General features: G+C 69.7%; 26 protein-coding genes. 14 read left to right on the top strand and 12 right to left on the bottom strand.

The window, feature by feature from the left end; translation table 11 throughout:
• The first annotated feature begins 93 nt into the window (after positions 1 to 93).
• On the top strand, positions 94 to 897 hold the full coding sequence (locus tag MRBLWH11_RS02850; protein WP_341946605.1) for a TspO/MBR family protein: 804 nt from the start codon (positions 94 to 96) through the stop codon (positions 895 to 897).
• On the opposite strand, the gene MRBLWH11_RS02845 is transcribed toward MRBLWH11_RS02850, so the two are convergent.
• Complete coding sequence (locus MRBLWH11_RS02845; protein ID WP_341946604.1) at positions 879 to 1,550, bottom strand: response regulator; 672 nt, start codon at positions 1,548 to 1,550, stop codon at positions 879 to 881. The two genes, MRBLWH11_RS02850 and MRBLWH11_RS02845, sit on opposite strands and share 19 nt — an antisense overlap.
• Positions 1,547 to 4,144 (bottom strand): ATP-binding protein, encoded by a 2,598-nt coding sequence (locus MRBLWH11_RS02840; protein WP_341946603.1) that lies wholly within the window; start codon positions 4,142 to 4,144, stop codon positions 1,547 to 1,549. Before MRBLWH11_RS02840 ends, MRBLWH11_RS02845 begins: the two co-directional genes overlap by 4 nt.
• 135 nt (positions 4,145 to 4,279) lie before the next feature.
• Between MRBLWH11_RS02840 and MRBLWH11_RS02835 the strand changes: the two genes are divergently transcribed.
• Entirely contained in the window at positions 4,280 to 5,458 is a 1,179-nt protein-coding gene (locus MRBLWH11_RS02835; protein ID WP_341946602.1) for an SLC13 family permease, read from the top strand.
• A gap of 33 nt (positions 5,459 to 5,491) precedes the next feature.
• Positions 5,492 to 5,680 (top strand): hypothetical protein, encoded by a 189-nt coding sequence (locus tag MRBLWH11_RS02830; RefSeq protein WP_341946601.1) that lies wholly within the window; start codon positions 5,492 to 5,494, stop codon positions 5,678 to 5,680.
• Between the two features lie 32 nt (positions 5,681 to 5,712).
• Here the strand turns inward: MRBLWH11_RS02830 and MRBLWH11_RS02825 are convergent, their stop codons facing one another.
• The 5 genes from MRBLWH11_RS02825 to MRBLWH11_RS02805 form a co-directional block, all read right to left on the bottom strand.
• Entirely contained in the window at positions 5,713 to 5,841 is a 129-nt protein-coding gene (locus MRBLWH11_RS02825; RefSeq protein ID WP_341946600.1) for a hypothetical protein, read from the bottom strand.
• A 68-nt stretch (positions 5,842 to 5,909) separates the two neighbouring features.
• On the bottom strand, positions 5,910 to 6,617 hold the full coding sequence (locus MRBLWH11_RS02820) for a ThuA domain-containing protein (protein ID WP_341946599.1): 708 nt from the start codon (positions 6,615 to 6,617) through the stop codon (positions 5,910 to 5,912).
• Positions 6,618 to 6,645: 28 nt separating this feature from the next.
• A complete protein-coding gene (locus MRBLWH11_RS02815; protein ID WP_341946598.1) occupies positions 6,646 to 8,751 on the bottom strand; it encodes an APC family permease in 2,106 nt (701 codons plus the stop codon).
• 98 nt (positions 8,752 to 8,849) lie between these two features.
• Entirely contained in the window at positions 8,850 to 10,058 is a 1,209-nt protein-coding gene (locus MRBLWH11_RS02810) for a HAMP domain-containing sensor histidine kinase (RefSeq protein WP_341946597.1), read from the bottom strand.
• A gap of 1 nt (position 10,059) precedes the next feature.
• Positions 10,060 to 10,725 carry a response regulator transcription factor gene (locus tag MRBLWH11_RS02805; RefSeq protein ID WP_341946596.1) on the bottom strand — a complete coding sequence of 222 codons (666 nt, stop codon included), beginning with the start codon at positions 10,723 to 10,725 and terminating at the stop codon, positions 10,060 to 10,062.
• Positions 10,726 to 10,867: 142 nt separating this feature from the next.
• Between MRBLWH11_RS02805 and MRBLWH11_RS02800 the strand changes: the two genes are divergently transcribed.
• From MRBLWH11_RS02800 to MRBLWH11_RS02785, 4 genes are read left to right on the top strand one after another with little or no spacing between them, the layout of a single operon-like run.
• Complete coding sequence (locus MRBLWH11_RS02800; RefSeq protein WP_341946595.1) at positions 10,868 to 11,407, top strand: hypothetical protein; 540 nt, start codon at positions 10,868 to 10,870, stop codon at positions 11,405 to 11,407.
• Positions 11,404 to 12,585 (top strand): peptidoglycan-binding domain-containing protein, encoded by a 1,182-nt coding sequence (locus MRBLWH11_RS02795; RefSeq protein ID WP_341946594.1) that lies wholly within the window; start codon positions 11,404 to 11,406, stop codon positions 12,583 to 12,585. The genes MRBLWH11_RS02800 and MRBLWH11_RS02795 overlap by 4 nt, the downstream gene beginning before the upstream one ends.
• On the top strand, positions 12,582 to 13,307 hold the full coding sequence (locus tag MRBLWH11_RS02790; RefSeq protein WP_341946593.1) for an ABC transporter ATP-binding protein: 726 nt from the start codon (positions 12,582 to 12,584) through the stop codon (positions 13,305 to 13,307). The genes MRBLWH11_RS02795 and MRBLWH11_RS02790 overlap by 4 nt, the downstream gene beginning before the upstream one ends.
• Positions 13,304 to 14,494: an ABC transporter permease gene (locus MRBLWH11_RS02785; RefSeq protein ID WP_341946592.1), complete on the top strand. Its 1,191-nt coding sequence runs from the start codon at positions 13,304 to 13,306 to the stop codon at positions 14,492 to 14,494. Before MRBLWH11_RS02790 ends, MRBLWH11_RS02785 begins: the two co-directional genes overlap by 4 nt.
• On the opposite strand, the gene MRBLWH11_RS02780 is transcribed toward MRBLWH11_RS02785, so the two are convergent.
• Positions 14,484 to 14,708: a hypothetical protein gene (locus tag MRBLWH11_RS02780; protein WP_341946591.1), complete on the bottom strand. Its 225-nt coding sequence runs from the start codon at positions 14,706 to 14,708 to the stop codon at positions 14,484 to 14,486. The genes MRBLWH11_RS02785 and MRBLWH11_RS02780 overlap by 11 nt on opposite strands.
• 321 nt (positions 14,709 to 15,029) lie before the next feature.
• Between MRBLWH11_RS02780 and MRBLWH11_RS02775 the strand changes: the two genes are divergently transcribed.
• From MRBLWH11_RS02775 to MRBLWH11_RS02750, 6 genes are all read left to right on the top strand, one after another.
• Positions 15,030 to 15,728 (top strand): GTP pyrophosphokinase family protein, encoded by a 699-nt coding sequence (locus tag MRBLWH11_RS02775; RefSeq protein ID WP_341946590.1) that lies wholly within the window; start codon positions 15,030 to 15,032, stop codon positions 15,726 to 15,728.
• Positions 15,729 to 15,784: 56 nt separating this feature from the next.
• A complete protein-coding gene (locus MRBLWH11_RS02770) occupies positions 15,785 to 18,211 on the top strand; it encodes an FdhF/YdeP family oxidoreductase (protein WP_341946589.1) in 2,427 nt (808 codons plus the stop codon).
• Position 18,212: 1 nt separating this feature from the next.
• A complete protein-coding gene (gene fdhD, locus MRBLWH11_RS02765) occupies positions 18,213 to 19,121 on the top strand; it encodes a formate dehydrogenase accessory sulfurtransferase FdhD (RefSeq protein WP_341946588.1) in 909 nt (302 codons plus the stop codon).
• A gap of 224 nt (positions 19,122 to 19,345) precedes the next feature.
• Positions 19,346 to 20,935: a molybdopterin-dependent oxidoreductase gene (locus MRBLWH11_RS02760; protein WP_341946587.1), complete on the top strand. Its 1,590-nt coding sequence runs from the start codon at positions 19,346 to 19,348 to the stop codon at positions 20,933 to 20,935.
• A gap of 34 nt (positions 20,936 to 20,969) precedes the next feature.
• Positions 20,970 to 21,458 carry a MogA/MoaB family molybdenum cofactor biosynthesis protein gene (locus MRBLWH11_RS02755; RefSeq protein WP_116636007.1) on the top strand — a complete coding sequence of 163 codons (489 nt, stop codon included), beginning with the start codon at positions 20,970 to 20,972 and terminating at the stop codon, positions 21,456 to 21,458.
• The gene (locus MRBLWH11_RS02750) at positions 21,455 to 21,883 is read left to right on the top strand and encodes a molybdenum cofactor biosynthesis protein MoaE (RefSeq protein ID WP_116636006.1); all 429 of its coding nucleotides are present in this window, start codon (positions 21,455 to 21,457) and stop codon (positions 21,881 to 21,883) included. The genes MRBLWH11_RS02755 and MRBLWH11_RS02750 overlap by 4 nt, the downstream gene beginning before the upstream one ends.
• A gap of 14 nt (positions 21,884 to 21,897) precedes the next feature.
• On the opposite strand, the gene MRBLWH11_RS02745 is transcribed toward MRBLWH11_RS02750, so the two are convergent.
• Genes MRBLWH11_RS02745 through MRBLWH11_RS02730 form a run of 4 tightly spaced genes read right to left on the bottom strand, consistent with a single transcriptional unit; the run spans position 21,898 to position 24,645 of the window.
• Positions 21,898 to 22,131 carry a MoaD/ThiS family protein gene (locus MRBLWH11_RS02745; protein WP_116636005.1) on the bottom strand — a complete coding sequence of 78 codons (234 nt, stop codon included), beginning with the start codon at positions 22,129 to 22,131 and terminating at the stop codon, positions 21,898 to 21,900.
• Positions 22,128 to 22,622, bottom strand: coding sequence for a cyclic pyranopterin monophosphate synthase MoaC (gene moaC, locus MRBLWH11_RS02740; RefSeq protein ID WP_341946586.1), 495 nt, complete (start codon positions 22,620 to 22,622; stop codon positions 22,128 to 22,130). The genes MRBLWH11_RS02745 and moaC overlap by 4 nt, the downstream gene beginning before the upstream one ends.
• A complete protein-coding gene (glp, locus tag MRBLWH11_RS02735) occupies positions 22,619 to 23,863 on the bottom strand; it encodes a gephyrin-like molybdotransferase Glp (protein WP_341946585.1) in 1,245 nt (414 codons plus the stop codon). Before glp ends, moaC begins: the two co-directional genes overlap by 4 nt.
• Positions 23,860 to 24,645, bottom strand: coding sequence for a HesA/MoeB/ThiF family protein (locus tag MRBLWH11_RS02730; RefSeq protein ID WP_341946584.1), 786 nt, complete (start codon positions 24,643 to 24,645; stop codon positions 23,860 to 23,862). The genes glp and MRBLWH11_RS02730 overlap by 4 nt, the downstream gene beginning before the upstream one ends.
• 212 nt (positions 24,646 to 24,857) lie before the next feature.
• Between MRBLWH11_RS02730 and MRBLWH11_RS02725 the strand changes: the two genes are divergently transcribed.
• Positions 24,858 to 26,672 carry a molybdopterin-dependent oxidoreductase gene (locus tag MRBLWH11_RS02725; protein WP_341946583.1) on the top strand — a complete coding sequence of 605 codons (1,815 nt, stop codon included), beginning with the start codon at positions 24,858 to 24,860 and terminating at the stop codon, positions 26,670 to 26,672.
• Positions 26,673 to 26,674: the final 2 nt, after the last annotated feature.

Genomic DNA, 26,674 nt, shown 5'->3' with positions numbered 1-26,674 from the left:
GCGAACCTCGTGTGTGTCTTACCTGGTTAGCGAGTTGGATGCCGGTTGTCAATCCTCCTGCCGGGCGCGCAGAGGGAGGCTAGTGTCGCAGCCATGGAATCCCGGACGCAGGACATCATCCGCCAGACCGTGATCATCGCCTCGGCATCCTTCATGCTGATCGCCGCCGCCGTGGGATCCGGTGCCTTCGGCGGAACCTCGGTGGACGAGCTGCAGGACGGCGCGCTCTCAGCGCAGGGGTCGTACCTCGCCCCGGCCGGCCCCGCCTTCTCGATCTGGTCCCTGATCTACCTCGGACTGATCGCGTACACGGTGTGGCAGGCACTCCCGGCGCAGCGCGCGGACGAGCGCCAGCGCGCCGTCGGCGGATGGGTCGCGGCGACGATGGTGCTGAACGGGCTGTGGCTCGTGACGGCCCAGTTCCTCACGCTCGTCCTCACCTGGATCGTCATCGTGCTGCTGCTGGCGACGATCGCACGGGTGATCGTGCTGCTGGGGCGTTTCCCGGCGAAGAATCTCGCCGACCGCATCCTCACCGACGGCGCGAACGGCCTCCATTTCGGCTGGGTGACGATCGCGACCGTCGCCAACATCGCCGCGTGGCTCACGCAGATCGCCCCCGAGGGCTGGGCGGATCAGGCCGAGGTCTGGGCCGTCGCCGTGCTGGTCGTCGTGCTCGTGATCGGCGCGGCATCCGCCTGGTTCACCGGCCGTATCGCCCCGGCACTCGCGACCGCGTGGGGTCTCGCCTGGCTGGCCGTCGGGCGCCTGACGGGTGAGCCGGAGAGCACCACGACCGCGGTCACGGCGATCATCGTGACCGTGCTGTTGGTCCTGGCCGGCGTCGTCGCTTCGCTCCGTCGCCGCCGGGCGGTCGCTCAGAGCACGAGCCGGTAGCCCATCCCCGACTCGGTGAGCAGGTGCACGGGCGCGCCCGGCTCGTGTTCGAGCTTCTTGCGCAGCTGCGACATGTAGAGCCGCAGGTATCCGGAATCCGACACCTGCTCGCTGCCCCAGATCTCCTTCAGCAGGTCCTGACGCGTGACGAGAGCGCCCGGATGCCGCGACAGATGCTCCAGCATCCGCCACTCGGTCGGGGTCAGGTGCACGCGGGCGCCGGCCCGTGTGACGGTCTTCGTCGAGAGATCCACGACGACGTCGGCGAACATCACCACCGACTCGCCCCCGGCGGGAGCGGATCGGCGGGAGAGCGCCCGCAGCCGTGCCAGTAGCTCGTCCACCTGGAACGGCTTGGTGACGAAGTCGTCGGCTCCGGCATCCAGCGCCTCGACCTTGTCGGCGGAGCCGGTGCGGCCCGACACCACGATGATCGGCACGTTCGTCCAGCCGCGCAGGGCCTGGATCACCTCGATGCCGTCGAGCTGCGGCATCCCGAGGTCGAGCATGATGAGGTCGGGATGCGTCTGCGCCGCGGCCGCGATCGCTGCCGCTCCGTCCGCTGCGACGACGACCTCGTAGCCGTGGGCCGCGAGGGTGATCCGTAGAGCCCGCACCATCTGCGGGTCGTCGTCGGCGATGAGGAGCTTCACTGTGCCTCTGTCTCTCGCGGGTCCTGAGCCTGTCGAAGGTCGGTGGACCCTGCGACCAGCGGCAGGGAGATGACCATCGTGAGGCCGCCACCCGGCGTGTCCTCGGGTGTCAGAGTACCGCCCATGCCCTCGGTGAATCCGCGCGACAGGGCGAGTCCCAGACCGAGTCCCGTGGTGTTGTCGGTGTCGCCGAACCGCTGGAAGGGCTGGAAGATGCGGTCGCGTCTCTCGGGGGCGACGCCGGCGCCGCGATCGATCACGCGGATCTCGGCGCGGTCGCCGAGTGCGCTGGTCGACACGAGTACCCGGCTGCCTTCGGGCGCGTGACGGTGCGCGTTGGCGAGCACGTTCACGAGCACCCGCTGCAGCAGCACCGGGTCGGCCTGCAGCGCGGGCAGCGCCGGATCGAGGGCCAGGTCGACGTCGGCGGGACCGAGACCGAGCTCGTCGACCGCGGCGAGGATCGGAGCCGTCGCGTCCAGCCGTGTCGCCGAGACCGCCAGGACCCCCGCCTGCACGCGGCTCACGTCGAGCAGATCGGTGACGAGGGTCGACAGCGTCGCGAGACTCTCGTCGGCGGTGGCGAGCAGCTCGGCGCGATCGGATGCCGACAGCTCCTGGGCACCGCGCAACCCTCCGATCGCGGCGACCGCCGATGCCAGCGGACGGCGGATGTCGTGGCTGACCGCCGAGAGCAGGGCGCTGCGCACCTGATCGGTCTCGGCCAGCGCCTCGGCCTCGAGGGCGGTCGCGCGCAGATCGGTGTGCTCGATCGCCGCCGACAGCTGCGCCACGATCGCATCGAGCAGGCGGCGTTCGGGGCCGGCGAGCGGCTCCCCGTTCAGCTCGAGCACGGCACGGGCAGCTCCGTCGGCGCCGATGCCGACCGGGATCGTCGTGGCGCGGCCGTCGGCCACGGGCTCGCCGTCGCTCGCGAGCACCTCGCCGTCGGGTGAGAGCAGTCGCACGCCGCTGAGCCCGAAGGCCTCTCGGGTGCGGCTCACGAGGGCCAGCACGGCGTTGTCGCCGCGGAGGACGTTGCCCGCGACGGCAGCGAGCAGCTCGGCCTCGGCTGCGGCGCGCTGCGCTGTGCGAGCGCGACGGGCGGCCTGGTCGACGATGATGCTGACGAGGATCGCGATGACGACGTAGAGCGAGAGAGCGAGCGCGTGCAGCGGATGCGCGACCGTGATCGTGAACAGGGGCGCGACGAAGAGGAAGTCGAGCGTGATGCCCGAGAGCACCGCCGCGAAGACCGCAGGACGGATGCCGCCGATCAGGGCGACCACCACGACCAGCAGCTGATAGGCGAGCACCTCGGCCGTGATGGACTCGGGGGAGCGGAACGTGAACATCACCCAGGAGAGCAGCGGGCCGAACAGCAGGGCGACCGCGAACCCGAGCACCTGCCGCCGCCAGCCGAGTGCCCCGCCGGTGATGCGGGGGAGCGCGAGTCGCCCTCCGGCGGCCGCGTGCGTGACGATGTGCACGTCGATGTCGCCGGAGCGCCGGATCACCTCGGAGCCGATGCCCGGTCCGGTCAGTGCCGCGGTGAGGCGTCCACGGCGGCTGACGCCGATGACGAGCTGCGTGGCGTCGGCGCCCTGTGCGAACTCGACGAGGGTCGCGGGGATGTCGTCGCCGACGATCTGGTGGTAGCTGCCGCCGAGCGACTCGACGAGGGTGCGCTGGGCGGCGAGGGCGCCGGGCGTCTCGTCGCGGAGCCCGTCCTGGGCGGATACGTGCACGGCCAGCAGCTCTCCGCCGGCGGACCGCGCGGCGATCCTCGCGCCGCGGCGCAGCAGGGTCTCGCCCTCCGGCCCGCCGGTGAGCGCGACGACCACGCGCTCGCGCGCCTGCCAGGTGCCCTCGATGCCCTGCTCCGCGCGGTAGGTGCGCAGCGCGCTGTCGACCTCGTCGGCGAGCCACAGGAGAGCGAGCTCGCGGAGCGCGGTGAGGTTGCCGAGGCGGAAGTAGTTCGACAGGGCGGCGTCGATGCGCTCGGCCGGGTAGACGAGACCCGCGGAGAGCCGGTCCCGCAGCGACTGCGGTGCGAGGTCGACGACCTCGATCTCGTCGGCTGCGCGCACCACGGCATCCGGGATCGTCTCCTGCTGGGCGATGCCCGTGATCTTCTCGACCACGGCGTTCAGCGACTCGATGTGCTGCACGTTCACGGTCGTGATCACGTCGATGCCGGCGGCGAGGAGGCTCTCGACGTCCTGCCAGCGCTTCGGATGCTGCGAGCCGGGGCTGTTCGTGTGCGCGAGCTCGTCGACGAGGGCGATCTCGGGGGCGCGGGCCAGGACCGCGTCGAGGTCGAGCTCGGTCAGCGGGACGCCGCGATGCTGGTCGACGCGACGGGCGACCTCTTCGAGGCCGACGGCCTGCGCGATCGTCGCGGCGCGCTCGTGCGTCTCGACGAGGGCGATGACGACGTCGTGGCCCTCGTCGTGCAGGCGCCGCCCTTCGGCGAGCATCTCGAACGTCTTCCCCACACCAGGCGCGGCGCCGAGGAGCACGCGGAGGCGACCTCGTGGTCTCTGCTCCCTCGTGGGTCCCGGAGCTTGTCGAAGGGCCTGCTCTCCGCTCATGCGCCCTCCCGTCATCCCGCCTTTTGAATCCTATGAGCCGCACACCCGCTCCGGTCGCACATTCGCAGCGATCGTCCGCTCGGATCGATGCGGTACTGCGACCGGAATCAGGGCCTGCGGTCCTAAGCTCGCGGAGTGGGTACGACCAGGCGGCGGATCGGGGCGGGGACGGTGATCGTCCTCGCGCTCGTCGCCGTGGCAGCGGTCGCGCTCGTCGCCGGCATCCTTCCGAGAGCGGATGCCGGCGCCCTCGGCCTCCGCGTCGCCCCGGTGCTGGGATTCGTGGTGGCCATCACGATCGTCGCCGAGCTCGCTCGTGATGCCGGCGTGTTCGATGTGCTCGCGCAGCGGCTCGCCCGCTGGGGGCGCGGTCGCGTCATCGCACTGTGGGCCTCGGTGGTCGCGCTCGCCGTGGTCAGTACGGTGTTCCTGTCGCTCGACACCACGGCCGTGATCGTGACGCCGGTCGTGGTGGTGCTCGCGCAGAGCATCGGCGTCTCCCCGCTGCCGTTCGCGCTCGCGACGGTGTGGCTCGCGAACACGGCATCCCTCGCACTGCCCGTGTCGAACCTCACGAATCTGCTCGCTGCTCCCGCGATCGGTGCCGACCCCGCCGCGTTCCTCGCGCTCAGCTGGGCTCCGACGCTGGTCGGAGTGCTCATCCCGGTCGCGATCCTCACGGTCGCCCACCGCCGCACGCTGTTCGGCGCCTATCGGGTGCCGCAGCCGGGCACGCCTTCCGACCGTGTGCTGTTCTGGGGTGCGGTCGGCGTGCTGGTGGTACTGCTGCCTCTGCTGACCTTCACGCATGACGTCTGGATCCCCGCAACGGTGGCGGCGCTGTCGATGCTCGCGCTGTTCGCCGTGCGTCGGCGGCACGTCCTGCGGCTCGGGCTGGTGCCATGGCAAGCCCTGGGACTGGCGGCCGCGCTGTTCGTGCTTGTCGAGACAGCCCACGCCAACGGCATCCTGGACTTCCTGACGGACGTCGCGCCGGACGGTCACGGGGTGGCGGCGCTCCTCCAGCTCGCCGCGATGGGCGCCCTCACCGCCAACGGCGTGAACAACCTCCCCGCCTATCTCATCCTCGAGCCCGCCGCCGGCGATCCCGTCGCGCTGATGGCGCTCCTGATCGGCGTGAATCTGGGGCCGCTCATCACCCCCTGGGCTTCCCTCGCGACGCTCCTGTGGCATCACCGCGTCGTCGCGCTCGGCGTCACGATCAGCTGGCCGCGCTTCATGCTCTGGGGCGTCGTCGTGGCCGTGCCGACGGTCGTGGTCGCCGCGCTGGCGCTGGTCCTCGTCGCGGCGTGACTCGACGTCGAGGTGGTTGGCTAGCATTTGGCCATGACGAATCTGGAGGAGGCGTACGACGCGGCGTTCTCAGAGGGATACGACGCCGCGTGGGATGACACCACAGCCGATGGTCACTCGCCGCAACTCGAGACTCTGATCGACGAGGCTTTCGCTCCGGACTGCTCAGAGCGTGTCGATGAGGCGGAGCGGTTCGTCTTCGGGCCGGTCGACGACGTCTGACGCCGAATCGTCAGACGCTCATCGCTCCGCAGCTACGCCGACCGCGTCGGCGTCGAGTTACCCGCATGCAGGTCGGCGAAGAGCCAGCTGAGGTCGACCTGAACGGTCTGCGGGAGGAAGACGGATGCCGGGTCGACGGCGTGCGAATCATGAATGGTCATACAAGCTATTGCCCGATCCCTGGAGAAAGGTTCACGGGTACTCGGAAAGGGGCCGGGATCGGTCGCCGTTACGTCGAAGTCCCGCGACTCGCCCACAGCAGGCCGCGTTCCACGACCGTGCGCACGTTGGCGTCGCGGAGCACCTCCGGATCGTGGCCGGGGGTGGCGACGAAGACGCGGCCGGCGCCCCAGAGCCGCGTCCAGATCGCCGGTGAGGTGACCGGCCGGTGCCAGGGCTGATCGGGTCGGGCGGGATGCGTCGTCGTGGCCAGCACGTCGTTGAGGTCGTCGTGCAGCACCCAGTACTGCTCGGTGGTGAGTGCGAAGTCGTCGATGCCGCGCGTGATCTCGTGATCGCGGCCGAGATCGGTGATGTCGATCGTGTGCGGCAGGAAGCTGTCGGCGCCGTCGCCGAGGATCTGATCCTGCGCCTTCGCCGGGTGCTTCACGAACTGCCCGCCGACCAGCTGCAGGTAGTCCGAGTTGGCACGGTACGAATCGACGATGCCGCCGTGCCAGCCCGCGAATCCGGTTCCGGCGAGAACGGCATCGCGCAGACCCCTCACAGCGGCGCCGGAGATCTCCGACATGGTCACCGACTGCACGATCAGGTCGATCTCCGCCATGGCGGCGGCATCCGCATAGATCTCGCTCGACTCCTCGATCCTGACGTCGTAGCCGTTGCCCTCGAGGAACGGGAGGAACACATCCGTCGTCTCCACCGGCTGATGCCCGGCCCAGCCGCCGCGCACGATCAAGGCTCTGCGTGAGGTCATGCCCTCAGCCTACGGATGCCGCGCCGCCTCACGTCTGCGGCGGGCCCTCCGGGCGATGTGCGCGACGGCCCGACACCACGACCGGGCGACCGGCGCGCTCCTGGCCCGGCAGGGGGCGGGAGCGTCGGCCGTAGATGAGCTCGGACGAATCCAGCAGCCAGGGCACGAGGGTGATCGACACCCCGTGGACGAGCATGAGCTGGTTGGCGAGTCGCCGGGCGCGGCGGTTGTGCAGGAACGACTCCCACCAGTGCCCCACGATGTACTGCGGCAGGTAGACGGTCACGACCGAGGAGCCGTGCTTCGCCCGGTACTGCTTGATGAACTGCGTGACCGGCTGCGCGAACGACCGGTACGGCGATTCGAGGATCACGAGCGGGATCGGCATCAGGTGATCCGCCCACTGCTTCTGCAGCTCGGTGGCGGCATCCGCATCGACGGCGACGTGGACCGCGATCGTCTTGCCGTGCTTCGCGGCGACGGCGTAGTCGACGGCCTTCGCGACGGGCTTCTGCAGCTTGCTGACCATCACGATCGCGACGTCGCCCGTCGCCCCGAAGCGGGTGGTGTCGTCGATCGCGATCTCGTGATCGACGTCGCGGTAGTAGCGCTTCACGCCCATCATCAGGAAGGCGAGGATCGGGATCGCGAAGAACACCAGGTACGCGCCGTGGGTGAACTTGGTGATCGTCACGATCAGCAGCACCGCCACCGTCATCACGGCGCCGGCGGAGTTGATGATGAGTCCCACCTTGGCGGAGCGGCGATCGGATGCCGCGGCCCCGTCGACCGCGTCACCGGGGTGGTGTTCGGCGGGTCCGCGCAGAACCCGCCGCCAGTGCCGCACCATGCCGATCTGGCCGAGAGAGAACGACACGAAGACGCCGATGATGTACAGCTGGATCAGCGTCGTCAGCCGCGCCTGGAACACCACGAGGACGATGATGGCGCCGATGCCGAGCAGGATCATGCCGTTCGAGAACACCAGGCGGTCGCCGCGGGTGTTCAGTGACTTCGGCGCGTAGCCGTCGCGGGCGAGCACCGCACCCAGCAGAGGGAAGCCGTTGAACGCCGTGTTCGCCGCGAGCAGCAGCACGCAGGCGGTCGCCGCCTGGACGATGAAGAACAGGATGCTGCCGCCGCCGAACGTCGCGCTGGCGATCTGCGCCATCAGGCTGGGCTGCGGATTTGTGCAGTCGAAGCCGATGAGGTCGCACGGGTTCTCGGCGTAGTGCACGCCGGTGATCAGGGCCAGAGCGGTGAGCCCGGCGAACAGGCAGGCGGCGATCGAGCCCATCAGCACGAGGGTCGACTGCGCGTTGCGCACCTTGGGAGTGCGGAACGCGGGAACGCCGTTCGACACGGCCTCCACGCCCGTGAGGGCGGAGCATCCGCTCGAGAACGCGCGGAGGATGAGCAGGATGACCGCGGCTTGGCTGAGGTTCTCGGCCTGCACCGAGAACTCGGCGCTCGAGGCGATGGGGGCGTCACCGAGGAACGTGCGCACCAGACCGGTCACGATCATGAAGCCGACCGAGCCGATGAACACGTAGGTCGGGATGGCGAAGACCAGAGACGCCTCGCGCACGCCGCGGAGGTTCACGATGATGATCAGGATCACGAATCCGACCGCCAGCTCCACGCGCAGGGGATCGAGACCAGGGACGGCCGAGATGATGTTGTCCACGCCCGAGGCGACCGAGACGGCCACCGTGAGCACGTAGTCGACGAGAAGAGCGGCCGCGACGATCACGCCGGGGATCTCGCCGAGGTTCTTCGAGGCGACCTCGTAGTCGCCACCTCCCGACGGGTAGGCCTTGATGAGCTGCCGGTAGCTGAGCACAACGACGATCAGCAGCAGGACGACCGCGGCGGCGACCAGCGGCGTGAACGACAGGAACGTGAGCCCGCCGATCAGGAGGATCATCACGAGCTCCTGCGGCGCGTAGGCCACGGAGCTCAGCGCGTCCGACGCGAAGATCGGCAGCGCCATCTTCTTCGGGAGCAGCTGGTCCTCGACCTGCTCGCTCGTCAGCGGGTCGCCGATGAGGATGCGCTTGGCGCGCGGAGGTGCATCCGCGCCGTCCTTGATTTCGTCTGACACGTCCGGCGACACTACGCCTGCCGACGGCATCCTCACGACATCCTCACGGAATCCCTACGGCGTGTCGGGCGACCCTCACGGAATCCTTACGGGGTCGCGTCTCCGTCCTGGTGCGGACGCGACGGGACTCAGTATGCGCTGTCCGGCGGGAAGACCACCGTGGCGATGAGGCCGCCGTCCTCCCTCGCCGTGAATCGAAGAGTGGCGTCGTGGCGATCCGTGATGGCCTTCACGATCGACAGGCCGAGACCCCGGCCCTTCGAGGTCGACTCCGTGGACCGGCCACGCACGCGGAAGAACGGGTCGGTGAGGGACTCGAGGTCGGCATCCGCCACGATCGCTCCCGAGTTCTCGACCCGCAGCTCGACCCCGGTTCGCGGGTGCGCGACGGTCGTCACCCGCACCCACCCGCCGGGCTCGTTGTGCCGGATGCCGTTCTGGATGAGATTGAAGAGCAGCTGGCGGAGCAGCGAGGTGTCGCCGGACACCGGCGACGTCGACAGGCGGTAGTCGATCCGCACTCCCGCGGCCTCCGCCTCGTCGGAGACCTCGGCCAGTACGAACGTCGCCAGCTGCTCCAAGTGGACGGTGCCATGGTCGGCGCTCGAAGCGTCGACCTCGGTCAGGTCGAGCAGTGACTCCACCGTGTCGATGCTGCGCTCGTTGGTCTCGCGCAGGCGCTCGAGCAGAGGGCGCTCGTGCGCATCCGCCCCGCTGAGGGCGACGTCGAGCATCGCGCGGGTCGTCGCCAACGGCGTCCGCAGCTCGTGCGAGGCATTGGCCGCGAAGCGACGGTAGGTCCCGAAAGAGCGCTCGAGCCCTTCGAGCATCTCGTCGAAGGTGTCGGCCAGGTCGGTGAGCTCGTCGCGCGGGCCGGCGAGGGCGATCCGATGGTCGAGGTGTCCGCGTGCTGCGCGGTGCGCCGCGGCGTTGACCTCCTGCAGCGGCCGGAGCATCCGCCCTGCCAGGGCCCATCCGGCCCATCCTCCGCCAGCGGCGAGGAGGACGAGGAGCACCGCGGCGATGATCAGGATCAGCGTCTGCACATCGCCCCGGGACGAGACGAGCAGGGCGTCGGTCGAGGCGATGCCGGTGTCGTAGAGCGGTTCGGTCGGCGTGGTCTGCAGAGGTTCCGCGGTCGTCGCCGGAACCGCGAAGGCGTAGGTGGGAAGGTAGCCCACCACGATGTAGACGATCAGCATCATCAGCGCGCCCGCCAGCGTGAGGAGCCCGGCGTATGTGAGGGCGAGGCGGGTCCTCAGCGTGAATCGGAAGCCCTCGATGCTCAGCCTCAGACGGTTCGGCTCGGTGGCGCCCGTCGGTCGTGTGGCGGACACGTCAGCCCGTCCGGCCGATGACGTATCCGGCACCCGGCAGCGTCTCGATGACGCGGGGCTCGCCCAGCTTCCGGCGCAGCGTGCTGATGGTGACCTTGACCGAGTTCGTGAAGGGGTTCGCGTTCTCGTCCCAGGCCTTCTCGAGCAGTCTCTCGGCGCTCACGACCGTGCCGGGCTCACGCATCAGCACCTCCAGGACGGCGAACTCCTTGCGGGTGAGGTTCACGTATCTCCCGGAGCGGGTCACCTCTCGACGGATCGGGTTCAGGCGCACATCCGCCGCCTCCAGGATCGGCGGCAGCGCGCTGAACCGGCGCCGGCTCAGGGCGCGCAGTCGAGCGATCAGCTCTGGGAACTGGAAAGGCTTCGCGAGGTAGTCGTCCGCTCCGAGCGTGAGGCCGTCGACCTTGTCGTCGAGCAGGCGAGCCGCGGTGAGCATCAGGATCGCCGGTCGATCGGGGTCGAGTGCGAGTCGCCGGCACACCTCGTCGCCGTGGATCACGGGAATGTCGCGGTCCAGGAGCACGACGTCGTACTCGGTGTGCGCGACGGCCTCGAGCGCGGCCGCGCCGTCATCGGCGATGTCCGCAGAGATCGCCTCCAGGCCCAGCTTCGTGTGCACGGCCTCGGCCAGGTACCGCTCATCTTCGACAATCAGGACTCGCATCTCGAGTTCTCCTCACTCCAGATCACATGCAATCACTATGCAGGTTCGCGGAAGGTAAAGGGTTCTCTTTACCCTCGTGCGACCGGCCGCCCCGTGGACTGTCCTCACCCCTCAGCGCGAGGGAACACCGAAAGGACACCCCATGCGAATCACACGCAACCGCGGCCTGATCTTCCTGGCAGGCCTGATGCTCGTGGGCGGCCTCGCCGCCTGCGCCCCCACGCCCGACGCCGCAGACGAGTCTCCGGACCTGGACAGCGCCAGTCAGGAACAGGAGTTCGAGGACTGGCAGCTCGCCTGGGAGAAGTGCATGAAGGACGAGGGCGTCGACATGTCGCAGTTTATGGTCAAGGCCAGCCGCGACGGGGACGAGGTCGAACAAGAGGTTCCGGAGGCACCGGAGCCGCCGAGCGACGCCGACATCGCCGCGATGGAGGACGCCCGCGAGGTCTGCGACGAGAAGCTCGGAGATCCGCCCACCCGCGACGACATGCCCTCCGACGACGAGATGAACGAGATGATGCTCACCTTCGCCCAGTGCATGCGCGACGCGGGATACGACTTCCCCGACCCCGAGCCCGGCCCTGCCGGAACCACGGCCGCCATGCCCATGGGCGACTACGACCCGGCCGACATGGACGCGTGCATGACCGAGGCGGGCTTCCCCGGAGCAGAAGGATGAGGCCCTCATTCGGCATCCTGAGGAAGAGAGATCCTGACGCCGACGATCTGGACACCGTTCTCGCGATCGGCGGCGGCGGAGATGACGGCGGCGACGGCGACGAGGAGGAGCAGCACTCCTCCTCGGGCCGCGGTCGCCGCGGCTGGATCATCGCGGCGACCGCATTCGTCGTGGTGGCGGCGGTCGCCGCGACGATCCTGCTGACCCGGCCCCCGGCCGAGGCAGACGACGAGCAGAAGAAGCCGCCCGCCGAGACCACGGAGGTGACCCGCGGGAATCTGACCGAGCAGGTCCGCGTGACGGGCAAGCTCGAGTTCAAGAATGTCCGCGATCTCGGATCTCCGCTCGCCGGCACCGTCACGGGCGTGCCCGCACCGGGGAGCGTCGTCGGACGCGGCTACGAGCTCTTCCGCGTGGACGACACCCCGGTCATCCTGATGTTCGGGGTGCTGCCCGTGTGGCGCGAGTTCGCCGAGGGCATGGCCGACGGCGAGGACATCCGACAGCTCGAGGCCAACCTCCAGGCCCTCGGCTTCTTCGACGGCGAGCCGGACGACGAGTTCCGGTGGGCGACGATCGAAGCGATCAAGGAGTGGCAGAAAGCCCTCGGTCTCGAGGAGACGGGCCGCATCGAGATGGGACGGATCGTCTTCGCTCCCGGAGAGGTGCGGGTTCAGGATGCCGCCGCGAAGGTCGGCAGCCCGGCGGGCGGAGCGGTGCTGAAGGTCTCCGACAGCACCAAGGAGGCGGCCGTCGACATCGACCCGAACCTGGCGGCGAACGCGCCGGTGGGCGCCAAGGTCGATGTGCGACTGCCCGATGGCACCGTCGCACCCGGCACGGTCACCGCCGTGGGCGCGCCCGTCGAACGGGACAACGACAACGGCGGCAAGACGCTGAAGCTGCCGATCACGATCGTGCTCGACGACCCGACGGTCGCAGCGGCCTTCGACACGGTCAGCGTGAGTGTGACGCTGGTCCATGTCATCGCCGAGGACGTGCTGCTGGTCCCCGTGACCGCCCTGCTCGCGCAGCCGGGTGGAGGGTCGGCGGTCGAGCGCGTCGTGAACAAGAAGACCGAGCTCGTCACGGTCGAGCTCGGCAAGTTCGCGGACGGGATGGTGGAGGTCGTCGGAGGCGACCTCGCCGAAGGCGACGTCGTGGCGGTGGCGAGATGAGCGCCGTGATCGAGCTCTCGGGGGTGACCCGTTCCTACGGGTCGCCCCCGACCCTCGCCCTTCGCGGGGTGGATCTTCGCATCGACCGGGGCGAGATGGTGGCGATCGTGGGCCCGAGCGGCTCGGGGAAATCGACGCTCCTGAACCTCATGGGCACGCTCGATCGAGCGAGCTCGGGTCTCACCCGGATCGCAGGGTACGACGTCGCCGACCTGGGCGACTCGCAGCTCTCCGCTCTGCGCGCCCACACCATCGGCTTCGTGTTCCAGCAGTTCCATCTCTCCGACGGCGTCACCGCTCTCGACAACGTCGCGACCGGGCTGCTCTACACCGGTACGCCGACGGCGGCGCGTCGCAAGCGCGCGGCGGTCGCGCTCGAGCGCGTGGGGCTGGGGCATCGGCTGCGCCATCAGCCGCGACAGCTCTCGGGCGGGGAGCGACAGCGTGTCGCGATCGCCCGTGCCGTCGTGGGTGAGCCCGCCCTGCTGCTCGCCGATGAACCCACGGGAAGCCTCGACAGCACGTCGGGCGCCGCCGTCGTCGAGATCCTGAAGGAGCTCAACCGGGCGGGCACCACGGTCGTGGTCATCACTCACGACCAGGAGCTCGCCGATCGGATGCCGCGGCAGATCCGCATCCGCGACGGCCAGATCGTCGCAGACACGGGGCGTCCGTCCGACGTCGCCGTCTCGTCGGCACCGAGTCTGGAGGTGACGGCATGAGCGTGCGGCTGCAGGCGAGACTGCGCACATCCGACCTGCTCGGGCTCGGCTTCCACGGCCTTCGCGCGCACCCGCTGCGGGCCGTCCTGTCGGCGCTGGGCATCGCGATCGGCATCGCCGCGATGATCGCCGTGATCGGGATCTCCACGTCGAGCGAGGCGCTCGTGAAGCAGCGCCTGGCCTCGCTGGGGACCAACCTCCTGACGGTCACGGCAGGCAGCGACGTCTTCGGGGGAGACACCAAGCTCCCCGCAGACGCGATCATCCGCGTACGGAACCTCCCCGGTGTCGAGACGGCGACCTGGATATCGACACTCAAAGACGTGCACGTCTATCGGAGCGCATCGATCGACAAGGGTGAGACCGGAGGGCTGACGGTCGCTGCCGCCGGCGACGATCTGCTCGAGGCGACCGGCTCCGACCTGCAGGCGGGCGCGTGGATGAACGAGGTGACGGACAAGCTCCCGACGGTCGTGCTCGGGTTCAAGGCGGCCGAGAGGCTCGGCATCACCACGGTCGGGAGCCAGGTCTGGCTGGGCGGACGGTACTTCACCGTCGTCGGGATCCTCGAGCGGGCGCCGCTCGCGCCCGAGCTCGACACCGCCGCCCTGATCGGCGCGGGCATCGCCGAGGAGCTCTTCGGATTCGACGGCTCGCCGACGACCATCTATGAGCGCTCTGCGGACGACGCGGTGGACGAGGCGCGCGAGCTCCTCCCACGCACGGTCGATCCGGAGGCTCCCAACGAGGTCAAGGTCAGTCGCCCGTCCGATGCGCTCGCCGCGAAGAACACGATCGATCAGGCCTTCACCGGACTCCTGGTGGGCGTCGGCTCCATCGCTCTTCTGGTCGGCGGTATCGGCGTCGCGAACACCATGGTGATCACGGTCCTCGAGCGCCGCCGCGAGATCGGCCTCCGGCGAGCGATCGGAGCGACCCGCGGGCACATCCGATCGCAGTTCCTCGTGGAAGCCGTTCTGCTCGCCTCGCTCGGCGGGCTCGGAGGCTCGCTCATCGGGTGGCTGATCACCTGGATCGTCGCAACGGGCAACGGGTGGCTCGTGTCCATCCCTCCCCTGGTGCTCGTCGCCGGCGTCGTCGTCACGATGCTCGTCGGAGCGGTCGCGGGATCCATACCCGCCATCCGCGCCGCTCGGACCTCACCGACCGCCGCGCTCAGCGCCTGACAGACGGGTCGTTCCCTGACGGGAGCGACCCGTCCGCCGTTCCGCGGACGCGGAACAGGCCCACGAACCATCGGACTGCGAGAGTCGCCAGGATGACGGCGAAGAGAGCGCAGAGGAAGGCGATCATGCAGAACGCCAGAATCGTCGACAGGACCATCTCGGTGGCCACGAGCACCCCGAATCCGGCGAGGAGGGTCGAGAGGTCGCCGATCATGAGGTGCGCTCCGATGTGGTGGGACGCGCGGGGCGCTGCGACTGCCGGAGCTCCTGAAGAGAGAGCCATGCCAGGTAGGCCGCGTACGCGCCGACGGGTGCGGTCGACTCTCCGGGCGGTGTGCTCCGCGCGATCCGGTGTCGGGAACCGGGGGATGCAGGTGCCAATGGATGCCCCTTCCGTGCTGCAGCTCTCACTGTGCAGCGGGCGGGGTTGCCACAGCGTAAGCGCCGGCGAGGCGCTCGCGCTGTCGTCTCTGCGGAGGGCGACATGACGTCGATCCACAGCGGTTTCCGATCACGAACCCGTAACGTCGAGGACATGACGACCCTTCAGGTCACCGAAGACTCCATCCGCAAGACACGCGAGCTGCGTGACGAGTTCCAGCGTTTCCTGCGCGAGTACGAGTTCGGGATGCGCGAGGTGGAGACGAAGATCTCGATCCTGCGCGACGAGTTCACGCACGACCACGCGTACAACCCGATCGAGCACGTGAAGAGCCGGCTGAAGACCCCGGACAGCATCGTCGAGAAGATCGCTCGCAAGGGCATCGATGAGCCCGACTTCGACCGCATCCGCTCCGAGATCACCGACATCGCGGGTGTGCGCGTCACCTGCAGCTTCGTCGCCGACGTCTACCAGCTCTTCGACCTCCTCACCCAGCAGGACGACGTCACCGTCCGCGTGGTGAAGGACTACATCGCGCAGCCGAAGGAGAACGGCTACAAGAGCCTGCACGCGATCATCGAGGTCCCGGTGTTCCTGTCGACCGGGGCGTTGTCGGTGCCGGTCGAGGTGCAGTTCCGCACCATCGCGATGGACTTCTGGGCCAGCCTCGAGCACAAGATCTACTACAAGTTCTCGAATCAGGTCCCGTCGCACCTCGTCGACAGCCTGACGGATGCCGCGGCGGCCGCCGCCGAGCTCGACACCCGCATGGAGCGCCTGCACCGCGAGGCCCACGGCGTGCCGCGTCGGCAGCTGGCCCCGCCGCCGCCCCCGCGCATCGTCGGAGTCTGAGCGAGGATGCCGCGGGCTCGAGCCCCGATCCGAGGATGCTGACCTAACATGGCGGCATGGCGACGAAGGCACCGAAGACCGACATCGATGAGGCTCGCGTCCGGGTCTCCGAGCCCAAGAAGGTCGCTGTGGGAGTGCCCGCTGTGCTGCATGCGCTGCAGATCGCGAACGAGCAGATGGGCATCGTGCGCTCGGTGCAGACGCTCGCGCGGGTCAACCAGAAGGACGGGTTCGACTGCCCCGGCTGCGCGTGGCCGGAGGAGGACAAGCGCCACGTCGCGGAGTTCTGCGAGAACGGGGCCAAGGCGGTCGCCGAGGAGGCGACTCTCCGCACCGTGGGCCCCGCGTTCTTCCAGCAGCACTCTCTCGAAGATCTCCGCGACCACGATGACTGGTGGCTCGGTCAGCAGGGGCGACTGACGCATCCGATGATCCTCGACGAGGGCGCGACCCACTACCGGCCGCTGACGTGGGACGACGCGCTGCGGGCCATCGCCGACGAGATCGCCGCGGTCGACGACCCTGACGAGACCGTCTTCTACACCTCCGGTCGCACGTCGAACGAGGCCGCGTTCCTCTACCAGCTGCTCGTGCGCGGCGTCGGCACCAACAACCTGCCGGACTGCTCGAACATGTGCCATGAGTCCAGCGGATCCGCGCTCACCGAGACCATCGGCATCGGCAAGGGCACAGTCTCTATCGAGGACGTGCACGACGCCGACCTGCTCATCGTCGCAGGGCAGAACCCCGGCACGAATCATCCGCGGATGCTGTCGGCACTCGAGAAGGCCAAGCAGCGCGGCGCCCGGGTGATCGCGGTGAATCCGCTGCCCGAAGCCGGCCTCATGCGCTTCGAGAACCCGCAGACCCCGCGAGGCGTGGCCTTCGGCGGCACGAAGATCGCCGACCGGTTCGTGCAGATCCGCTCCGGCGGGGATCAGGCGCTGTTCCAGGCCATAGGGAAACACCTGCTCGAGGTCGAGAAACGCGACGGCGGCGTGCTCGACCACGCCTTCATCGACGCGCACACCAGCGGGATCGATGCGTACCGCGACGCGATGGCCCGCGCCGACTGGGCGTCGCTGACCGAGGCGACCGGCATGACCGAAGAGGTGCTGCGCGAGATCGCCGAGGAGGTGCGCACCTCGAAGGCGACGATCGTCTGCTGGGCGATGGGCCTCACGCAGCACAAGCACTCGGTTCCGACCCTGCGTGACGTCGTCAACGTGCTCCTGCTGCAGGGCAGCATCGGCCGCCCGGGCGCCGGAGTCTGCCCCGTGCGCGGGCACTCGAACGTGCAGGGCGATCGCACGGTGGGCATCTACGAGAAGCCGTCTGAGGCGTTTCTCGCAGCGCTCGATCGAGAGTTCGCCTTCACGGCACCTCGGGAACACGGCTTCGACACCGTCGAGGCGATCCGCGCGATGCGTGACGGCCGGGTACGCGTCTTCATGGGCATGGGCGGCAACTTCGTCTCGGCCACGCCCGACACGGCGGTCGTCGAGACGGCGATGGCTCGGGTCGGCCTCACGGTGCACGTCTCGACCAAGCTCAACCGCTCGCACGTCGTGACCGGCCGTCGCGCCATCATCCTGCCGACGCTCGGGCGCACCGACCGCGACCGCCGCGGCGGTTCCGAGCAGCGGGTCACGGTCGAGGACTCGATGGGCGCCGTCCACGCGTCCCGCGGCCGTCTGGCGCCTCCTGCCGACGATCTTCTCAGCGAGGTCGCGATCGTCGCCCGGCTCTGCGCGCACCTCTTCGACGAGGGAGCGTCACCCGCGCAGGCGCCCGTATCTCACGACGGCGACCCTGAGCGAGGCCTCCCCGAGCACGGTGAGATCGAGGGCGAGCGGCGCTCGCCGGTTTCGACGGGGAACGTGCCGCGAGCCGACTGGGAAGCCCTCGAGGCCGACTACGCGCTCATCCGCTCCCACATCGAGCGCGTGATCCCGGGGTTCGACGACTTCGAGACGCGCATCGAGAAGGGGCGCACCTTCTTCCTCCCGAACGGGCCCCGCGACGAGCGCCGATTCGCGACGGTGGACGGCAAGGCCCGGTTCACGGCCAACCCCCTCGAGTTCCCGGTGATCCCGCCGGGCCGCCTCCTGCTGCAGACTCTGCGCTCGCACGATCAGTACAACACGACGATCTACGGCAAGGACGACCGCTACCGCGGCATCCACGGCGGACGCCGGGTGGTGCTCGTCCACGCGGAGGACATCACCGAGCTCGGATTCGCCGAGGGAGAGATCGTCGACCTGGTCTCGGAGTGGACGCGCGCCGACGGCTCCATCGAGGAACGTCGCGCCGAGGAGTTCCGCGTCGTGCCGTACTCCACGCCGCGCGGCAACGCGGCGGCCTACTATCCGGAGACGAACGTGCTCGTGCCCCTCGACTCCGTCGCCGACGTCAGCGGCACGCCGACCTCGAAGGCCGTGATCGTGCGTCTCGAGCACCGCGCCACCGTGTCGGGCGGCTGACGTGGGCCGCCTCACCGCCCGCTCACCGGTCACCCGCATCGCGGTCGTCGATGACGAGGTCACGGTCCGCCGCCGCGCCGACACCCTCGCGGTGGAGGAGCCGCTCGAGATCCGCGTCGCGGGAGCCCCGCTGACCGTGACGATGCGCACCCCCGGCCACGATGTCGAGCTCGCGGCCGGGTTCCTCGTGTCGGAGGGCGTGATCGGGGCCGGTGGCGACTTCCTCTCCGCGATCCACTGCGGTGGTCCGGGCACAGGCGGCGGGGCGCCCGGCACCGTCGCCCCGTTGTTGACGATCGGCTCCGAGCCGCCGGCATCCGTCCTCGCCTCGGGCAACACGTACAACGTGCTCGACGTCACCCTGCGCCCAGGTCTCGAGCCGCTGCTGACCGACATCGCCCGCAATTTCTACACGACGAGCTCCTGCGGAGTCTGCGGTGCCGCGTCGATCGAGGCGATCGAGAAGACCTCGCGTTTCGATGTGGCAGCGGATGCCGTGACCGTGGATGCCGCGCTGCTGCTCGCGCTCCCCGACAGGCTGCGCGCCGGCCAGGCGGTGTTCGAGAAGACCGGCGGCCTCCACGCCGCGGCGCTCTTCGACGCCGCGACCGGCGAGCTGCTGGTGCTGCGGGAGGACGTCGGCAGGCACAACGCCGTCGACAAGGTGATCGGCTGGGCCGCCCTCGACGACCGCCTGCCGCTGAGCGGAACCGTGCTGCAGGTGTCGGGGCGGGCGAGTTTCGAGCTGGTTCAGAAGGCCGTGATGGCCGGCATCCCGATCCTCTCCGCCGTGTCCGCGCCGTCATCGCTCGCCGTCGAGCTCGCGGCCGCGTCGGGGCTCACTCTCGCGGGGTTCGTGCGGGGGAGCTCGATGAACGTCTACGCGCGGCCGGAGCGCGTCATGGCCTGATCCGGCCCGCGGTTCGCGACGCGGCACCGACTCGAGGCGTTCACAACTCAGCAGATTCTTCCGGAAACTGCCCCAGAGGGACCCTTTTCGGGCCATGCCCGCGCGTTTCTCCTGAATTGTGAACGCGAGAACACGGAGCGCGCGCCGGAACGTCGCTCCGATCCGTTTCCGCTCTGCCTCCGAACTACCTGCGAGCACCTTCACCGGTGGAACAGGAGACGATCATGGCCGAGCGACGCAGCGGGAAACGATTCATCGCGTGGGCCGCCCTCGCGGGCGTGATCAGCGGCGCGGTGTTCCTCGCGACCGCCGAACTGTTCGCGCTCATCTTCGCGCGCGCGGCCAGCCCTATCCTCGCGGTCGGCGGTTTCGTGATCGACATCGTCCCGCAGCCGTTCAAGGAGTTCGCGATCGCTACGTTCGGCGAGTACGACAAGATCGCGCTCCTCGCGGGACTGGGCCTCGCGGTGGTCATCGCCTCGGCGATCGCCGGCATCCTGCAGCTCGTGAAGGCACCGTTGGGCGTCATCGCGCTGGTCATCGCCGGCGTGCTCTCCACGGCCGCCATCGTGACGCGCGCCGGCGTCACTCCGCTCGCCTTCCTCCCGCCCGTGATCGGCACGGTCGTCGGATCCCTGATCCTCGTCCTGCTCGTGCGGCGGCTGCGCGCCTGGCGTGCAGCCGTCGTGCAGCCACATGCTCCCGCGACAGGCGAGGTGCCCGAGAACCCGGCCGCCCCCAAGGGCATCGACCGTCGTCGCTTCTTCGCCCTCGCCGCCATCGCCGGTGTCTCCGCCGTCGTCGTGGGCGTCGCCTCGCGTGCCGTGACCATGGCCGTCGGCTCGGTCGAGTCGATCCGCAACGCCCTCAAGCTCCCCGCGCCGAAGTCGACCGTGACCGTGCCGCAGGGTGCGGAGCTCGACATCAAGGGTCTGAGCGAGCTGTTCACGCCGAACAAGGACTTCTACCGCGTCGACACCGCGCTCACGGTTCCCACGATCGACCCCGAGACCTGGCGTCTCGTGATCGACGGCATGGTCGACCAGCGCGTGGAGATGTCGTTCCAGGACATCCTCGACATGGGCCTCGACGAGTACGCGATCACGCTCACCTGCGTCTCGAACGAGGTCGGCGGCGAGCTCGTCGGCAACGCGATGTGGCTCGGTGTCCCGCTGCGCGATGTGCTGAAGAAGGCCGGCGTCAAGTCCGGCGCCGACATGGTGCTCTCCAAGAGCGTCGACGGGTACACCGCGAGCACGCCGCTGTCCGCGCTGACCGACGACAACCTCGATGCGATCCTCGCGGTCGGGATGAACGGCGAGCCGCTGCCGCTCGAGCACGGATTCCCGGTGCGCATGGTCGTTCCGGGGCTCTACGGCTACGTGTCGGCGACGAAGTGGCTGACCGAGCTCAAGGTCACGACCTTCGCTGACGACGAGGCCTACTGGACCCCGCGCGGCTACAGCGCCGAGGCGCCGATCAAGTTCTCGTCGCGGCTCGACACCCCCAGCATCGGCGAGGCCGTGCCGGCGGGGAGGATCCCGATCGCGGGCGTGGCCTGGGCGCAGTCGGTCGGCATAGAACGGGTCGAGGTGAAGATCGACGAGGGCGATTGGATGCCGGCCACGATGTCGACCCCCATCAACGACGACACCTGGGTGCAGTGGTTCATGGAGTGGGACGCGACGCCCGGCACGCACTACGTCGCCGTCCGCGCGGTCAACAAGAACGGCGATCTGCAGATCGAGGAACGTGCACCGATCGCTCCCGACGGCTCGACCGGGTGGCAGCGTTCGCTGATCCGGGTCACGTGATCCCGCGCGCGGCGCCGGCCCGTAGGGTGGACCCATGACGTCGCTGCCTGCCCTCGTGATCACCGTCTCCGATCGGTCGTCGCGAGGAGAGCGGGAGGACCGCGGGGGACCGATCGCGGTCGGCCTCCTGCGGGATGCCGGCTGGCACTGCCCGGATGCCGAGATCATCCCGGACGGCGCCGACTCGGTGGCGGATGCTCTGCGCAGGGCCGTCGCGCGCGGCATCCGGCTGATCGTCACGACCGGCGGGACCGGCGTCGCACCGCGCGACCAGACGCCCGAGGGCACGCGCCGCGTGATCACCCGCGAACTCCCGGGCATCGCGGAGGAGCTGCGCCGCAGCGGACTCGCCGACACCCCGCTGTCGGTGCTGTCGCGCGGACTCGCCGGCATCATCGATCCCTCCGGGGCGCTGGTCGTGAATCTTCCCGGGTCCACGCGTGCCGTGGCATCCGGTGTGCCCGTGATTCTCGGCGTCGCCGGGCATATCGTGGATCAGGTAGAGGGCGGAGACCACTCATGAACGATGTACGACTGGCCGCGATGAGCGAGGAGCTCCTCGACCTCGACGCGCATCTCCGGGCCGTGGAGGACCCGCGCCTCGGCGGCGTGACCACCTTCGTCGGGCGGGTGCGCGACAACGACCCCGACGCGCAGACGCCGGTGGTCGGGCTCGAGTACAGCTCCCATCCGGATGCCGAGGCGACGCTGCGCCGCATCGCCGAGCAGGCCGGCGGTGATGCCTCCGCGGTGGTGGCCGTCAGTCATCGCGTCGGACGTCTCGCGGTCGGCGACGCGGCCGTCGTGATCGCGGTCGCCTCCGAGCACCGCGCCGAGGCCTTCGAGGTGTGCCGTGCGGTGATCGAGGACATCAAGCGCGATCTGCCGGTGTGGAAGCGCCAGCTCGAGTCCGACGGCACCACGTCGTGGAAGGGCATCGGCGGCTGAGCCGCCGGGCCGTCTCAGCCCCCGGCGAAGGGCGGCAGGACGTCGATCAGCTCGGCATCGTCGAGCGGACGGTCGTCATCCGCGCGGACGCCGTCGACGAGAACCGCGCAGCGCGGCAGGATGTCGGTGAGGGCCGGATGCTGCGCCACGACCGCGGCGCGGAACGCGAGCAGCGTGGGCTCGTCCCGTTCCTCGGCATCCGTTCCGGCGGCCTCTGCGGCGGCGGCGAAGTAGCGTACGCGGGTCATCGTGCGTCTCCCGGTGCGTCTTCGCCGGGGCGGACCCAGTCACCGGAGCGCCCGCCCGACTTCGCGACGATGCGCACGTTCTCGATCACGACCGCGCGATCGATGCCCTTGATCATGTCGACGATGGCGAGGGCCGTCACCGACACGGCCGTGAGGGCCTCCATCTCGACGCCGGTGCGGTCGGCCGTGCCGACGGTCGCCTCGATGAGCACGCCGTCGTCGATGATGTCGAGCTCGATGCTCGCGCGGTGCACGCCGATGACGTGCGCCAGCGGGAGCAGCGCGGGCGTGGACTTGGCGGCCTGGATGCCGGCGATGCGCGCGACGGCGAGCACGTCGCCCTTCGGGGCGGTGCCGTCACGGAGGGCCGCGATCACTTCGGGGCTGCAGCGGACGAAGCCGCGTGCGGACGCCGTGCGGACGGTCGGCTGCTTCGCGGTCACATCGACCATGTGCGCGCGGCCGGCCGCGTCAAGGTGAGGGAAGCTCATCCGACCAGCATGACATCGATCGCGTCGCCCACGGAAACGGCCTCCACCTCGGCGGGGACGATCGCGAACGCCTGCGCGCGGGCCAGCCCGCCCGCCAGGTGCGACCCCGAGCCGCCGGACGTCGCGGGGCGCACGGTGCGGGCGATCAGATCGACCACGGCAGGGAGGTACTGGCGGCGACCGGGGGGAGTGGTCCAGGCGGCGTCGGCGGTGAACGTCGCGTGCGGGCGATGGATGCCGGTGCGCCCCTGCATCGCGAGCAGAGCGGGGCGCACGAATACCTCGAACGACACGGCGACGCTGACCGGGTTGCCGGGGAGGCCGAAGACGAGTGCCCCCGCATCCAGCACCCCGAACGCCTGCGGCTTGCCGGGCTGCATCGCGACGCCGACGAACTCGACCTCGCCCTTCCCGTCGAACGCGCCGCGCACGGGCTCGTACGCTCCGGCGCTCACACCGCCCGAGAACACGATCACATCGGCGCCGAGAGCAGTGGCCTCTGCCGTGACCGCGCGGACGGCATCGGCCTCGTCGGGCACGCGTGCGACGAGCACGACCTCGGCATCGGCATCCGCCACCAGCTGTGCGAGCAGCGGCCCGTTGGAATCGGGGATGCGTCCCCGTGCCGCGGGCTCTCCGGGCGCGAGCAGCTCGCTGCCGGTCGACACCACGGCCACGCGCGGCGCGCGGGTCACGGTCACCTCGGCGATCCCGGCGGCGACCGCGGCGGCGATCTGGAACGCGCCCAGGCGCTCGCCCGCGAGCACGACGTCGTCGCCGGCCCGCAGGTCCGCCCCGCGCCGACGCACGAACGCGCCCGGCTTCGCGGGTGCCCGCAGAACCTGCACCTCTCCCAGGGAGTCCGCGAGGCCGCCCGCGGTGTCCTCGAACGGCACGATCGTGTCGGCGTCGGCCGGAGAAGGCGAGCCGGTCATGATGCGTGCGGCCTCGCCGGGGCCCAGCGGCGGGTCGAGAGACACCCCGGCCGGCAGGTCCGCGACGACGCGGAGGGTGACCGGGTTCGCCGCGGATGCCGCCTCGACGTCGGCACCGCGTACCGCGAAGCCGTCCATCGCGGAGTTGTCGAACAGCGGGATGTCGTGGGCGGCGACAGCAGGATCGGCGAGCGTGCGCCCCGCGGCATCCTGCACCGCACGGGTCTCGGCCTCGAGAACGTGCACGGCGTCGAGGACGACGGCGAGCTGCTCCTCGACGGAGCGCCGCCCGGTCGCGCCGCTCACGCGGACACCGCCGCGGTCTGCCTGGACGCGGGGCGGATCGCGATCTCGTGCTGGCGGGATGTCAGCGCATCGATCATCGCGAGCCTGCCCAGCAGGGGCATCCCGGCTCCCGTGACGAGCTTGATCACCTCGCCGGCCAGCATCCCGCCGACCTGCACGCAGAGAGCGCCGAGCACGCCGACCTGGGCACAGCTCGGCGGCTCGCCCTCGGTGCCGAGCGGGAAGAGGTCGGCGAGCACCACCGGCTCGCCCTCCGGCGGGTTCGACCAGAAGACCGTGGCCTGCGCATGCCACTCCTGCACGGCGCCCCACACCAGGGGGACGCCGAGTTCCTGCGTCGCGGCGGCGACATCGCGGCGGGTCGCGAACGAGTCGCTCGTGTCGACGACGACGTCGGCGCCGGCGAGCAGTCGTGCGGCGTTCGCGGCGTCGAGTCGCTCCGGGAACTGCGTGATGACGGTCTGCGGGGCGAGAGCGCTGATCGCCCGCTCCGCGGACGCGGTCTTGCGCGTGCCGATGTCCTCGACCCGGTGCGCCAGCTGACGCTGCAGGTTCGTCAGCTCCACGACGTCGTCGTCGATCACGGTGATGGCCCCGATGCCGGCGGCGGCGAGAGCGAGAAGCACGGGTGAGCCGAGTCCGCCCGCACCCACGACGGTGACACGAGCGGCGTTCAGGCGACGCTGGCCCTCTTCGCCGATGCCCGCGAGCACCGCGTGCCGGGCGGTGCGGACGAGCTCGGTCGGCTCCAGAGCGGATGCGGGGGCGACGAGAGGTTGCATGGCTTCAGCGTATGCCTCGTCGCAGGCACGGCACGAGGGAGTATGTCGCAGGCGAACATGCGGGGGCGATCGTCGCGGAGTACCGTCGCTCCTGAGCTCGCGCGCTTCGCGGCGCGGGTCTCGCGTTCCGGCTCCGGCTCTGCCATCCTCGGGGGCACGAGGCCTTCGCCGGTGTTCGGCCCGGCGGGAACGACGCGGACTGAGGGGGCAGCATGGTCGACAGCGGAGATGCGGCAGCCGCGGCCGAGCAGGAGACGCTCGCCCGCACGCCGAAAGAGCAGCGGTCGCAGCAGCTGCGCGAGGTGTCGCCCTCGTTCCGTGAGGCGCTCGACTCGCGGCGGCACGACCGGGTCGGAGCGGACTGGGCCGGCGGCCTTCCCGCGCAGTACGGGGTCGCACCGCGCGTCCGGGTCGGTCGCACGAAGTGGTTCAACCTGCTCTGGCTCGTGCCTATCGGGGTCGCCGTCATGATCCTGGGCATCTCGATCGCGCGAGGGATCGTCGACCTCCCTGTCGTGCGCGACTTCCTGCAGACCTACCCCGGGGCATCCGCTCTCCCCGAAGGCACGCCGGAGGGCTTCCCGGTGTGGATGCAATGGCAGCACTGGCTCAACATCTTCTTCATGTTCTTCATGATCCGTTCCGGGCTCAGCATCCTCGCCGACCATCCGCGGCTCTACTGGACGCGGCACTCCACGCCCGGCAGGGAGTGGTTCCGGATGCAGCGTCCGGTACCGGACGACCCGACGTACACCGCGAAGGGCGACTCCCTCACCCTTCCGGATGGAGTCGGCCTGCCCGGGCGCCGCCACTCGATCGGGCTGGCCCGCTGGTGGCACCTGAGCATCGACGTGCTGTGGCTGGTGAACGGGATCGTGTTCGTCGTGCTGCTGTTCGTGACGGGTCACTGGGCGCGGATCGTGCCGACGAGCTGGGATGTCATACCGAACGCGATCAGCACCGCGATCCAGTACCTGTCGCTCGACTGGCCGACCGAGAACGGCTGGGTGAACTACAACGCCCTGCAGCTTCTCGCGTACTTCATCACGGTCTTCGTGGCCGCTCCCCTGGCGCTGCTCACCGGGCTCGGCATGTCGCCGGCGCTGTCGACCCGGTTCCGTCGCATCAGCCGGGTGTTCAACATCCAGTTCGCCCGATCGCTGCACTTCCTCGTGCTGTGCTGGTACGTGATGTTCGTCCTCGTGCACGTCGCTCTCGTCTTCGCGACGGGGGCGCTGCGCAACCTCAACCACATGTACGCGGGCAACGACACGAACTCCTGGACGGGGTTCTGGATCTTCCTCGCGACGAGCGCGGTGCTCGCCGTCGTCTGGGTCGCCGCCACTCCGGTCACGTACCGGTATCCGCGCGCGATCCGCCGGATGGGTCTCGCGCTGATCGGTCCCGTGCAGCGGCTCTTCGAGCACGTGGACTCGAAGCCGGGCGAGTACACCGAGGACGACATCTCCCCGTACTTCTGGTCGAACGGCCGGGTTCCCGACAGTGACGAGTACAAGCGCCTGGAGGAGGGAGGGTTCCGCGACTATCGTCTCCGCGTCGGCGGGCTCGTCGAGAATCCGGTGTCACTGAGCGTCGACGACCTCCGGGCGATGGCGCACCACGACCAGATCACCCAGCACTTCTGCATCCAGGGATGGTCGGGCGTCGCCAAGTGGGGCGGGGTCTCGATGTCGTCGGTTCTCGATCTCGTGCGGCCGACACCCGAGGCGAAGTGGGTCGTCTTCTACTCGTTCGCCGAGGGAGCGGAGGGCGGTCTCTACTACGACGCGCAGGACATCGATCAGATGCGGTACCACCTGACGATGCTCGCGTACGACATGAACGACGAGCCCCTCACCTTCTCGCACGGTGCGCCGCTGCGGCTCCGCAACGAGGCGCAGCTGGGCTTCAAGATGGTGAAGTGGATCCAGGGGATCGAGTTCGTCGAGCGCTTCGAAGACGTCGGCGGCGGTCTCGGCGGATACAACAACGATCACGAGTTCTTCGGCTACCGGCAGTCGATCTGAGC

This window comes from Microbacterium sp. LWH11-1.2 (genome assembly GCF_038397745.1).
In the GTDB taxonomy this organism is placed as follows: domain Bacteria; phylum Actinomycetota; class Actinomycetes; order Actinomycetales; family Microbacteriaceae; genus Microbacterium.
Note: the sequence above shows the minus strand (reverse complement) of the source record. Positions and strands in the feature narration are given on the sequence as shown.